Origin of the sequence: Cohnella laeviribosi DSM 21336 (genome assembly GCF_000378425.1) — a bacterium.
Taxonomy (GTDB): domain Bacteria; phylum Bacillota; class Bacilli; order Paenibacillales; family Paenibacillaceae; genus Cohnella; species Cohnella laeviribosi.
In genome coordinates, this window is record NZ_KB899813.1 from 164,399 (window position 1) to 175,145 (window position 10,747).

At 56.6% G+C, this 10,747-nt stretch carries 12 protein-coding genes; 10 read left to right on the forward strand and 2 right to left on the reverse strand.

Going from position 1 to position 10,747, the window contains the following annotated elements:
* Positions 1-217: 217 nt before the first annotated feature.
* From F560_RS0106205 to F560_RS0106225, 5 genes are all read left to right on the forward strand, one after another.
* The gene (locus F560_RS0106205; RefSeq protein ID WP_019004859.1) at positions 218-1,558 is read left to right on the forward strand and encodes an ABC transporter substrate-binding protein; all 1,341 of its coding nucleotides are present in this window, start codon (positions 218-220) and stop codon (positions 1,556-1,558) included.
* An 88-nt stretch (positions 1,559-1,646) separates the two neighbouring features.
* Positions 1,647-2,528 (forward strand): carbohydrate ABC transporter permease, encoded by an 882-nt coding sequence (locus tag F560_RS0106210; RefSeq protein ID WP_019004860.1) that lies wholly within the window; start codon positions 1,647-1,649, stop codon positions 2,526-2,528.
* Positions 2,525-3,361 (forward strand): carbohydrate ABC transporter permease, encoded by an 837-nt coding sequence (locus tag F560_RS0106215; protein ID WP_019004861.1) that lies wholly within the window; start codon positions 2,525-2,527, stop codon positions 3,359-3,361. The genes F560_RS0106210 and F560_RS0106215 overlap by 4 nt, the downstream gene beginning before the upstream one ends.
* A 46-nt stretch (positions 3,362-3,407) precedes the next feature.
* Positions 3,408-4,475 carry an NAD(P)-dependent alcohol dehydrogenase gene (locus F560_RS0106220; RefSeq protein ID WP_019004862.1) on the forward strand — a complete coding sequence of 356 codons (1,068 nt, stop codon included), beginning with the start codon at positions 3,408-3,410 and terminating at the stop codon, positions 4,473-4,475.
* 13 nt (positions 4,476-4,488) lie between these two features.
* Positions 4,489-6,042 carry an alpha-L-rhamnosidase-related protein gene (locus F560_RS0106225; RefSeq protein WP_019004863.1) on the forward strand — a complete coding sequence of 518 codons (1,554 nt, stop codon included), beginning with the start codon at positions 4,489-4,491 and terminating at the stop codon, positions 6,040-6,042.
* Positions 6,043-6,091: 49 nt separating this feature from the next.
* Here F560_RS0106225 and yjcZ read toward each other — a convergent pair whose 3' ends face one another.
* Complete coding sequence (yjcZ, locus tag F560_RS24930; RefSeq protein ID WP_019004864.1) at positions 6,092-6,193, reverse strand: sporulation protein YjcZ; 102 nt, start codon at positions 6,191-6,193, stop codon at positions 6,092-6,094.
* Between the two features lie 207 nt (positions 6,194-6,400).
* On the opposite strand from yjcZ, the gene F560_RS24935 reads away from it, so the two are divergent.
* Complete coding sequence (locus F560_RS24935; RefSeq protein ID WP_019004865.1) at positions 6,401-6,967, forward strand: DUF1904 family protein; 567 nt, start codon at positions 6,401-6,403, stop codon at positions 6,965-6,967.
* 57 nt (positions 6,968-7,024) lie between these two features.
* On the forward strand, positions 7,025-7,309 hold the full coding sequence (locus F560_RS0106240) for a DUF1294 domain-containing protein (RefSeq protein WP_019004866.1): 285 nt from the start codon (positions 7,025-7,027) through the stop codon (positions 7,307-7,309).
* 18 nt (positions 7,310-7,327) lie between these two features.
* Here F560_RS0106240 and F560_RS0106245 read toward each other — a convergent pair whose 3' ends face one another.
* The gene (locus F560_RS0106245) at positions 7,328-8,392 is read right to left on the reverse strand and encodes an LCP family protein (protein WP_019004867.1); all 1,065 of its coding nucleotides are present in this window, start codon (positions 8,390-8,392) and stop codon (positions 7,328-7,330) included.
* A gap of 252 nt (positions 8,393-8,644) precedes the next feature.
* Between F560_RS0106245 and F560_RS0106250 the strand changes: the two genes are divergently transcribed.
* From F560_RS0106250 to F560_RS0106260, 3 genes are all read left to right on the forward strand, one after another.
* On the forward strand, positions 8,645-9,541 hold the full coding sequence (locus F560_RS0106250; protein WP_019004868.1) for an aldo/keto reductase: 897 nt from the start codon (positions 8,645-8,647) through the stop codon (positions 9,539-9,541).
* Positions 9,542-9,993: 452 nt separating this feature from the next.
* Positions 9,994-10,422 carry a hypothetical protein gene (locus tag F560_RS0106255; protein WP_019004869.1) on the forward strand — a complete coding sequence of 143 codons (429 nt, stop codon included), beginning with the start codon at positions 9,994-9,996 and terminating at the stop codon, positions 10,420-10,422.
* A 137-nt stretch (positions 10,423-10,559) separates the two neighbouring features.
* Positions 10,560-10,747, forward strand: a 188-nt coding sequence (locus tag F560_RS0106260; RefSeq protein WP_019004870.1) for a transposase, incomplete at its 3' end; no start/stop codon positions are given.

The following is a 10,747-nucleotide window of genomic DNA, read 5'->3' on the forward strand; positions in this document are numbered from 1 at the left end:
GCCCCTCCTGAACCTTGTCCAATCTAAAAATAGTGCACCAAAAAATCAAAAGCAATTATACTGCAAGCGCAGGTAAAATGAAAGCGTGCACAAGCATGACCTCATACTCCACTTGCGCAACTGGAGAACGCTGGACGTCGAGCGGGCCGATGATTAGCCCTGCCCGCAGGGACGATCGTCCGGACGCACAACGAGAACATACGGGGGGAATACGCACATGAAATCTTGGAAAAAGGGATTTGCCGGCGCGATGGTTTTCGTTCTGTGCCTGGTTTTGCTCAGCGCCTGCGGCAGCTCAAGCGACAATGCCGCTTCAAGCGGCTCCTCGGAAGGCGGCTCGTCGGATCCGTCGTCGAAGCCGGTCACGATTACGCTGATGGCCTCGGGCACGAAGGCGGCAAACGGCGAAGACTTCCTACTGGACATCATGCCGAAGCTCGTCAAGGAGAAATTCCCGAACGTCACGCTGGAAACGTCTAAGCTCCCGGACGATCAGTACGAAACGTCGGTCCGGACGAAGCTGGCAGCGGGACAAGGCCCCGACATCTTCTGGATATGGCCGCGCATGTCGTCGATGGGCGCCGTCGATATGGCCAAGGCGGGCTACGCCGCCGATCTGTCGGATCTGTCCTTCATGAACAACATCAGCGAAAGCGCCCGCAAAGACATGTCCTATGAAGGCAAAGTGTACGGCATTGCGAACGGCATCGATTTTCTCGGCGTGTATTACAACAAGGAGCTGTTCGAGAAAGCCGGCATCACGTCCGTCCCGACGGATTGGGAATCCTTCCTCGCGGCGTGCCAGAAGCTGAAGGACGCGGGCATTACGCCGATCGTCATGGGCGACAAGGATTCGTGGTACATCCAGTTCGGCATGTACCAAATCGCCGCCAACGTCGTCTATCCGGGCGAAATGGACTTCGACACGAAGCTGCAGGCCGGCGAGCGTTCGCTGACCGATCCGAAATGGGTCAAAACGATTTCGATGTATAAAGAGCTGTACGACAAAGGCTATATCGTCAAAAATTCGCTCGGCATCGGCGGAACCCAAGCCGCGCAATTGTTCGTGGACGGCAAAGCGGCCATGGCGTTCGACGGCACGTGGAACTATCAGGCCCTCACGGCCAAAGGCGCAGCCGACTTCACCCGCGGGTTCTTCCCGCTGCCGGCCAACCCGGCCGGCCAGCCGACCTATATCTCGGCGGCCACTTCCGCTGGCTTTGCGGTCAACGCAAAGTCGAAGAACGTCGAGCTGGCCAAACAAATTCTCGAATATCTGTTCGACGGCCAGTCTCCGCTGTTCAAGGCGTGGGTCGAAACGAATCCGTCGATCAGCGTGTACAAGGACGTTCCGCTGAACCACGACCTGTACAAGGACGCATACGAGGTATACAAAACCGGCAACGCGGTCTACTTCTGCAACCAAATGTGGCCGAGCGGCGTCGCCGACGAAATGCAGGCCAAGTTCTCCGAAATTATCGGCGGCAAGAAAACGACGCCGGAAGACGTGGCGAAAGCGATGGACGCCAAGTTCAAGCAATTGTGGAAAAACCATTAACCCGCTGGCTGTTGGAAGCGGCAATTGATCCGGTTGACGGTCTCCCCGTCTTCCGGATACGGCCGCGAGCGGAAAGGAATGAAGCAGCATGAATTCGACGGTCATGAAAAAGTCGCTGTACTTTTTTGCCGTGCCGGCCCTTCTTTTTTACCTGTTGTTTTGGATCTTCCCCATCTTGAAGCTGTTTCAATACAGCTTTACGGACTTTAACGGCTTCGCGACCCAATACAGCTATATCGGCTTCAGCAATTACAAGGAATTGTTCCGCGAAGGAACGCTGGGAGAGTCGGTCAAAAATACGCTGATCTACACGTTCATTTCCGTTGTCCTCGGCAACCTCATCGCGTTGGGGCTCGCCCTGATCCTGAATTTGAAAATCCGAGCCAAAGGGCTGTACCGTTCTTTGGCCTATATTCCGACCTTGTTCAGCGCGATTGTCGTCGGGTTCATCTGGAGCTACGTGTACATGCCGGAGTCCGGCCTGCTGGCGACCCTGCTCGGCAAGCTCGGCATCGACAGCGGCGACATGAATTTGCTCGGCAGCTATTCTTCCGCGCTGTACGCGATTATTTTCGTCGAAATCTGGAAAAACATCGGCACGAGCACGATCATTTTCCTGGCCGGACTGCAGACGGTGCCGAACGACCTGATCGAAGCGGGCAAAATCGACGGCGCGAGTGCCTGGAATCTGTTCCGCCATATCAAAGTTCCGCTGCTCGCGACCGCGATCACCATCAACGTCACCTTAAGCCTCATCAACGGGCTGAAGGCGTTCGACTATCCGTTCATCATGACGAACGGGGGTCCTGGAACGTCGACGAACACGCTGATTTTCTCGATTTACAAGATGGCCTTTACGGAACAGATTTTCGGCAAGGCTTCCGCGCTCGGAATCATTTCGTTTGCGCTCATCATCGCCATTACCGCCGTCGTTGTGGTCCGGCTGAACAAGCGGGAGGTGTCGGCATGAAGCTCGCCGAGATATCCAGAAAAACGTTGATTCATCTGTGCATCACCGTTCTGCTCGTCGTCAACCTGTACCCGCTCGTCATCGCTTTTTCCAGTTCGCTGCGTTCGGCGGACAATATGACGAATCCGATCGTCCTGTTTAACGAAATTACGTTATCCAGCTATAAAGACGCTTTCGCTCGCATGCACTTTCCGACCGCCTTGCTGAACAGCGCCATTTTGACCGGCATTTCCGTCATCGCGGTCGTCCTTCTGGCGGCCATGGCCGCTTATCCGATGGCAAGGCTGAAGACCGGGCTGAGCAAGTTTTTGTATTTGTTTTTCCTCGGCGGGCTTGTCGTCCCGGGCCAAATGGTGCTGATTCCGATCGTGCAGATGATGAATTCGATGCATATTCCCAGCACGCAGTTTACGCCGATTTTGTTGTTTATTACGTGCAGCCTTCCGTTCTCGACCTTTTTGTATACCGGATTTATCAAGAGCAGCGTTCCCGAAGAAGTGGAAGAGTCCGCGCATCTGGACGGAGCGGGCCTGTTCCGCCGCTTTTGGCTGATCGTCTTTCCGCTGCTGGTTCCGGTTACGGTATCGGTCGTCATTACGCAGGGCGTCTGGATCTGGAACGATTATTTCTTCAATATGATCTTTATTACCAAAGCGGATCAGTCCCCGCTGCCGCTCGCGATGCTCGGCTTCCTCGGCGACCAGCAAAATCCGACGCAGTGGAACGTTCTGTTCGCGGCCTGCTTCCTTTGCGCGCTGCCGCTGCTCGTCTTGTTTGCGTTCCTACAAAAATATTTCGTCGGCGGCCTGACGGTCGGCTCCGTTAAAGGATAATGTTCCGGCACGAACCATCCATACAAACAGAAGGAGAGCGAAGAAAATGAGCGAAGCGATGGTGCCCGCTACGATGAAAGCCGCCGTCATGACGAAGCCCGGCCATATCGTCGTGGAAGAGCTCCCGGTTCCGCAGCCCAAGGCGGACGAGGTGCTGGTCAAAGTGATGGCCGTCGGCGTCTGCGGGTCCGACGTGCATTATTTCGAGCATGGAAGAATCGGTGACGCGGTCGTGCGGTATCCGATGATTCTCGGCCACGAATGCGCGGGCGAGGTGGCCGCGGTCGGGTCCGCCGTTACCCGCCATCGGGTCGGGGACCGCGTCGCCATCGAGCCGGGCGTGACTTGCGGCCGCTGCGAGGCATGCAAGGCGGGGCGCTACAACCTGTGCCCCGACGTGGTCTTTTACGCGACGCCGCCCGTCGACGGCGCGTTCGCCCAATATGTGACGATCCGCGAGGATTTCGCGTTCGGTATTCCCGATCATCTGTCGTACGAGGAAGCTGCGCTGATCGAGCCGTTTTCCGTCGGCATTCATGCCGCGAAGCGTACGCGGCTGCAGCCGGGATCGACGGTCGCTATCATGGGAATGGGGCCGGTCGGGCTGATGGCCGTCGTCGCCGCCAAGGCGTTCGGCGCGGGCCGGATTATCGTGGCGGACCTGGAGCCGGCTCGCCTCGAAGCCGCGCTGAAGCTGGGGGCGACGCATGCCATTAACGTGCGCGAGGAGGATGCGGTCAACAAGGTGTTCGAACTGACCGGAGGCCGCGGCGCCGATGTCGCCTGGGAAACGGCCGGCTATCCCCGCGCGCTCCAGTCCGCGCTGCTGTCGCTTCGCCGCGGCGGCAAGCTGGCGGTCGTCGGGCTTCCCGCCCAGGCGGAAATTCCGCTTAACGTGCATGCGATGACGGACCGCGAAATCGACATTTACGGCGTCTTCCGCTATGCGAACACCTATCCGAGCGCCATCGAAATGCTGGCCTCCGGCATCGCCGACGCCGCGGCGCTCGTGACGGACCGCTATCCGCTGGCGCAAACGCAAGAGGCGATGGTGCGCGCGATGACGAACAAAAGCGGCAGCCTGAAAGTGATGGTATACCCGAACGCGGAATAAAGAGGTGTGAACATTGAGCATAAACGAAGCGCTGCTGGCGAAAGCGGAGCAGCTGATACCGAGCATGATCGAAACCAGGGTGGAGCCAGTCCGCCTTGTCGACGTCCATGAGGACGCCCAAGCCGTTCAGGGCTGGAGCGCCAGAGCCGCCGGCGACGCCGGCGCGATCAAGACCGGGGCTTACGGCAAGGGAGACAGCTTTGTTCTCGACTTCGGCGACCACCTGGTCGGGTATTTGCGTTTGTCCGTTCGCCCCGTCGGCAGTCCGCCCGACGCGCCGCTGCGCCTGAAGCTGATCTTCGGGGAGACGCCGTGCGAGATCGGCGAGCCGTTCGAGAGCTACAACGGCTGGCTCAGCAGCTCCTGGCTGCAGGAAGAAATCCTGACCGTGGACGTCCTGCCGGCCGAGCTTCGGCTGCCGCGCCGCTACTGCTTCCGGTACGTGAAGGTCGCGGTCGTCGATACGTCGCCGAAATACAAGGTTTCGTTTCCCGACGTTCACTGCATCGCGGTGACCTCGGGCGATCCTTCCAACATCAGGCCTTTGCCGGAGCATTATCCCGAAGATATCGCGGCGATGGACCGGATCGGCATCAAGACGCTGCAGGATTGCATGCAGACCGTCTTCGAGGACGGACCGAAGCGGGACCGCCGGCTGTGGATCGGCGATTTGCGGCTGCAGGCGCTCGCCAATTACGAGACGTTCCGCAACGACGATCTGGTCAAGCGCTGCCTGTATCTGTTCGGCAGTTTGCTGCTGGAGGACGGAGCGGTCGGCGCCTGCATCTTCGAGAAGCCGGCGCCGCATGTGGACGATACGCGCCTGTACGACTATTCGCTGTTTTTCGTGCCGACGCTGCTCGATTACGTCGAGGCGACGAATGACCGGCAGACGCTCGAAGAGCTGTGGCCGGTCGCCCGCAGTCAGCTTGAAATCGGGCTGCGCCGCCTGGATGAGCGGGGCGTCGTCCGGGACGACGCGACGTGGTGGTGCTTCATCGATTGGCATGAGGAGCTAAATAAGCAGGCGCCCGCCCAAGCGGTGCTGCTGTACTGCCTGAAGCGCGGACTGAAGCTGGCCCGGAAGATGCGGGACGGAGCCGCCGAAGCTTGGATCGCCGCCGGCATCGACGAGGTGACCCGGGCGACGCTTGCGCATTTGTGGGACGAGGAGCGGGGCTTCTTCGTCAGCGGGGAGCGGCGCCAGGTGTCCTGGGCGTCGCAAATCTGGATGGTTCTGGCCGAAGTGTTCGGCCCGGAGGACAACGCCAAGCTGCTGAGACGGCTGGCGGAGGAGCCGGAGGCGGTCCCGATGACGACGCCGTATATGTACCATCATTATATCGAGGCGCTCATCGCCAGCGGCGAGCCCGAAGTGGCGCTAAAGCAGATGCGCCGCTACTGGGGCGGGATGGTCGAGGACGGCGCCGACACCTTCTGGGAGCTGTACAACCCCGACGACAAGCGGATGTCGCCTTACGGCAGCTTCCTCATCAACAGCTATTGCCATGCTTGGAGCTGCACGCCCACGTACTTTATCCGGAAGCATTTCAAGGATATGTTCTGACGAAAAAATCCCGCCAAGCTCGGCTGGGCCTGGCGGGATGAAGAAGAACTTAGAAACCGATGCCGGCGCGCAGAATGATGATAAGAAGAATGAACAGAACAAGGACGAATGCAAACGCGCTTCCGCCGCCGTATCCACCAACATAACCCATCGAAATCACCACCGGATGTTTTATTGTGATGTTGAATCGCATCGTCAGTTTATGCGCCGGCGGTCTCCGTGGCTTGTACGCTTACCTAGCCCTATCTTTGTCGAACGATTTACGGTCCCGTCCGCCTTGCGGCCGGGACGTTTGCTTTTAAGGCGGGATGCAAGGATAATAGAAAGCAAAATCGTTGTTCAACGGAGGAATGACGCCTTGCCTCATTTGTTGATCAGGGGAATCGCTCCCGAACGGGTTCGCGCCGTCAGCCGGCCGCTGATTGCGGAGCTGGCCGCCATTTACGAATGTCCGCCGGACCATATTATGCTGGAATGCCTGCATACCACCGCATTTTTCGACGGAGAAGAGGCGCCCTCGTATCCTTTTATCGAAGTGGCCTGGTTCGACCGGGGACCGGAAGCTCGCGACCGGTTTGCGGAGGCGGTGGATCGCCATGTGCGGGGGCTTGGCGTTCCGGAGCTGGAAATCGCGTTTCGGGTTTATCGTCAAGAAGACTACTATATAAATGGAAAAAGCGTGCGGGCCGAAAACGAGGAACGGAAGCGGGAGAAAGAGTGGAAGCAGGAGCGGGACCAGGAGCGGAAGCGGGAAAAGGACTCCGCAAGTTCGCATCCGTCCATGGAGGCGCTGCAGTCCGCCCTGCGGGAAGCGGAGTCGGAAAACCGCAAGCTGAAGGAGGAACTGGCGAAAGCAAGAAGAGCGCTGCTGTCGGCGACGGGAGGGCGCATGTCGAGCAAGCTGAGAGATGCGCTTCGGGAATAAGCGTCTCGCTGGAACGGTTGGCGGTCGGCACCATCGAGGCAGGCAGGAGGCACTGGGATGGATCAAGATCTGATTTTTCTTTTTGTCGCGTATCTGGTTTTCATCAATCTGCTTGCGTACGGCATGATGGGAGCCGACAAACGGCGGGCCAAACGGAAGCAAAGACGCATCCCGGAGGCCCGCCTGTTTCTGGCGGCCGCCGCCTTCGGAGCGCTGGGGGCGTGGCTCGGCATGCGGGTATGGCGGCACAAGACGAAGCACGCTTCCTTCGTCGTCGGCATTCCCGTTTTGCTCGCGGTCAATGTGCTGGTTCTCGTCTGGTTGTTTCAAAGCATGCGATAAACGGGCCGGCCCGTTCCGCTACCGGGCGGAGTCCGACGAAGGATCGACGCTGACGACGTCGGCCAGCTCCAAATCGGCGGCCGGAGGGAGACCGGCCTGCGTCCTTAGCGAATCGATCGCTTCGGTCAAATCGTTTTCGTCCACGTAAATGTAGGGGCTTTCCCAACGGGTTTCCAGCGGGATGACCCGGATGCTGTCGGGCTTCATGTCCCGGAAATGCAAAATCCAGTCGCGCAGTTCGGACTTCGGAATGTCGGTGCGCACGTTGTCGCCCACGATGTCGATGACATCGTCCCATTGGGCCATGCCTTTGAAAGAGGCCAGCTTGTCGAGAAGCTTGGTGAGCACCTGCTGCTGGCGGCCGTTGCGCTCGATGTCGGAAGACGGCCCCGTCCCGCCGTTGGACTTGCGGTAGCGGACAAAGTCGAGCACTTGCTTGCCGTTCAGTTCTTGCAGGCCTTTTTTGAGATCGATGTTGGTTCCGTCCGCGTTGTCGCGGTATTTCATGTCCATATCGACGTCGATCGTCAGCCCGCCGACGGCATCGACAAGCTGCCTCAGCCCGTCGAAGTTGATGACCGCCATGTAGTCGATCGGAAGCTGGAACAGCTCGCTGAAAAACGCTTTGGTGTTGGCGATGGCCGTCTCCTTGTCCTTGCCGTAGAAATAGGCGTAATAATAGTTTGCCTTGTGGGGGCTGAGCGTCTTCGGCTTTAATTGCATGTCGCGGGGAAGCGACACGATGCTGGCGGTCCGGGTGTTCAAATTGAGGCTTACGAGCATAATCACATCCGTATTGAGCGTGCCGCCGCTTCCTTCTCGTTGATCCACGCCCGCCAGCAGGAAGGTCAGCGCTTCGGTTCTCTCTTCCTGCGGTTTCGGTTCCGTCGTGCTCTCCGGCTCATTCGGGGACGAAGCGGACGGGGAAGGGGAATTCGGCGCCGCTATGCGGCCCAGAGCGGAATCCGTCTTGTACATCAGATAACCGGCATAGGCGGCAACCGCGACGACAATCGAACAGAAAACGAGGCTAACGGCTAGGGCCGTTCTACGAAGCTTGCTTTTGGGCAGTTTCAGTTTCATAGGTTCCTCCGGATCGTTCTTGGGACTGTATGCGCAATCATGCTTTTATTGTAAACCGATCCGAGCTGCGCCGGAAACAAAAAAATTCCACAGATTAGACGATTCGGCTCGTTTTTGGTTGCACGGCTTGCGGAAAAAAATCGTGGTGCCGGGTCCGGCCGTCTTTTGCAAAATGATTCCAGAATCCGATGGAAGCCGGGCGAGGTCTGTTCTATAATGAAGGCAAACAACAGAAAGTGAGGGAAACCGGATATGGAAAAGCGGATTTACGGGAAAACAGGCCTGAATGTAAGCGTTCTCGGGTTCGGCGGGGCCGAAATCGGATTCGAAGGGGCGTCGCCCGGCCAAGTCGAGCGGCTGCTGAACGACGCCCTCGATTCGGGGCTGAACGTCATCGATACCGCCGAATGCTACGCGAACAGCGAGGAGCTGATCGGCCAGACGGTGGCGCATCGGCGCAGCGACTATTATTTGTTTACCAAGTGCGGCCATGCCAGCGGCTTCGATCTGCCGGACTGGGATCCGAAGCTGCTGGAGCAAAGCATCGACCGCAGCCTGCGGCGCTTGCGGACGGATTACGTGGACGTCATTCACCTGCACAGCTGCAGCGAAGAGGTGCTGAGGCGCGGCGAGGTCATCGAGGTGCTGCAGCGGGCCAAGGAGAAAGGAAAAACACGGTTTATCGGCTACAGCGGCGATCATACCGATGCGCTGTATGCGGTGCGGACGGGAGCGTTCGATTCGCTGATGATTTCCGTCAACATCGCCGACCAGGAGGCCATCGACCTGGTGTTGCCGGAAGCGGCCGCGCGCGGGCTGGGCGTCGTCGTCAAGCGTCCGATCGCCAACTTTGCCTGGCGGTACGACGCCAAGCCGGACGTGGAGTATCATCAGACGTATTGGGAACGGCTGCAGCAGCTCGACTATCCGCAGTTCCGCTCCAAAGACGAGCAGACGGTCGGAATGGCGCTCAGGTTCGCGCTTGCCGTGCCGGGCGTACATACGGCGATCGTCGGCACCAAAAATCCCGAGCGCTGGCGGACGAACGCCCGGCTGCTGGAAGCCGGCCCGCTGCCCGAAGAGACGTACCGGGCGATTCGCGAGCGCTGGAAGGAAGCAGCGCGTCCCGATTGGATCGGGCAGGAATAAGCGTCCGATCGTTTGACCGTTTTATAAAGGGGCTGTCCCAAAAGGTCAAAAAATGCCTCGAGACTGCCCCGTGCATATTCTGTCAAACCCAAAGAAGCCATTCCTTGGTAAAATGGAAGTGTCCAGCAACCATTTCAAGGAGGGCTTCTTTTGTACATTCTAACTCTGTTTACCAATGGATTTAGAAGAGGATATCCCGCAAAATCATCTCGTGCGCGTCGTCAATGATGCCGTCAACCGACTGGAGCCAAGTCGATGAGGATTCAAAGTTTTTAATTTCTATTGACAATTAAGAAATGTTAGAAAACGGGGCGTTATAGGCATAATATGAGACGACATGCAGTCCGTCATTCGCTTGCTGAAGATTAAAAACCTAAAAGTGGGCTTGAAAAAACTGGGGAAATACGGTTGTAGGGCTCAAGCTACTGACTTGGCCTGGTAGGAGATAATGTATGCATATACGTTTATTAATCATTTTTATAGCTTTCGTTTTTTGCTGCACAGCTTGCTCTGAAAAAAATCAAATTACTGTGGAAAAACAAAGTTATGTAAGATGGTACAAAAAAAAGAATGAACTAGAATTATATATTGTGGTGTCAAATTCCACAAAGCATGATGTTTCATTTCAAGCATCGATAATTTTCCTTAATAAAAAATTAAAGGAATCTGTTGGTGTAGAAGCTGAACAATTGAAAACAGATGATAGAAATAATAACTCACCATTTCGCCTAAGTGCTAATAACGAAACCGTTTTTCAACGTAAATTCAAAACACACAGTATACTGACACAAGAAATGTTATCAAAAGGAGTCGGAATAAAAATTTCGGATCAACATAAAACCTATATCATTGCTATTAAGTATGGCGATATCGTTAATTAAAAAACTACTAACTATTAGTACGAGGGAGGGAAATTATGAGATCTAGAAGTCCGGTGAAAAAGTCCGTATAAGCAGGCCTTTCCCATGGTTTTATCGAATTTATTTTAGTAACAAAACGATCGAAAGAGTGAATGAGCATGAAAGCCCATAAGTCGTCGGCCATCCAGCCGCAATTGTTCCAATTCGTGAATATGGATGATCTCGTGCCGAAAAAACACATCCTGCGCCAACTGAACGAAGCGCTTGATTTTTCCATCATCCATGATTGGGTGGCGCCGCTGTATACGGAACGTACCGGCCGCCCGGCGGCTGACCCGGAACGGAT

Bases quoted from the DNA above. Each gene is read 5' to 3' on its own strand.
- F560_RS0106205 (WP_019004859.1), top strand. From the start codon at position 218: ATGAAATCTTGGAAAAAGGGATTTGCCGGCGCGATGGTTTTCGTTCTG.
- F560_RS0106210 (WP_019004860.1), top strand. From the start codon at position 1,647: ATGAATTCGACGGTCATGAAAAAGTCGCTGTACTTTTTTGCCGTGCCG.
- F560_RS0106215 (WP_019004861.1), top strand. From the start codon at position 2,525: ATGAAGCTCGCCGAGATATCCAGAAAAACGTTGATTCATCTGTGCATC.
- F560_RS0106220 (WP_019004862.1), top strand. From the start codon at position 3,408: ATGAGCGAAGCGATGGTGCCCGCTACGATGAAAGCCGCCGTCATGACG.
- yjcZ (WP_019004864.1), bottom strand. From the start codon at position 6,193: ATGGGTTATGTTGGTGGATACGGCGGCGGAAGCGCGTTTGCATTCGTC.
- F560_RS0106240 (WP_019004866.1), top strand. From the start codon at position 7,025: ATGGATCAAGATCTGATTTTTCTTTTTGTCGCGTATCTGGTTTTCATC.
- F560_RS0106245 (WP_019004867.1), bottom strand. From the start codon at position 8,392: ATGAAACTGAAACTGCCCAAAAGCAAGCTTCGTAGAACGGCCCTAGCC.
- F560_RS0106250 (WP_019004868.1), top strand. From the start codon at position 8,645: ATGGAAAAGCGGATTTACGGGAAAACAGGCCTGAATGTAAGCGTTCTC.
- F560_RS0106255 (WP_019004869.1), top strand. From the start codon at position 9,994: ATGCATATACGTTTATTAATCATTTTTATAGCTTTCGTTTTTTGCTGC.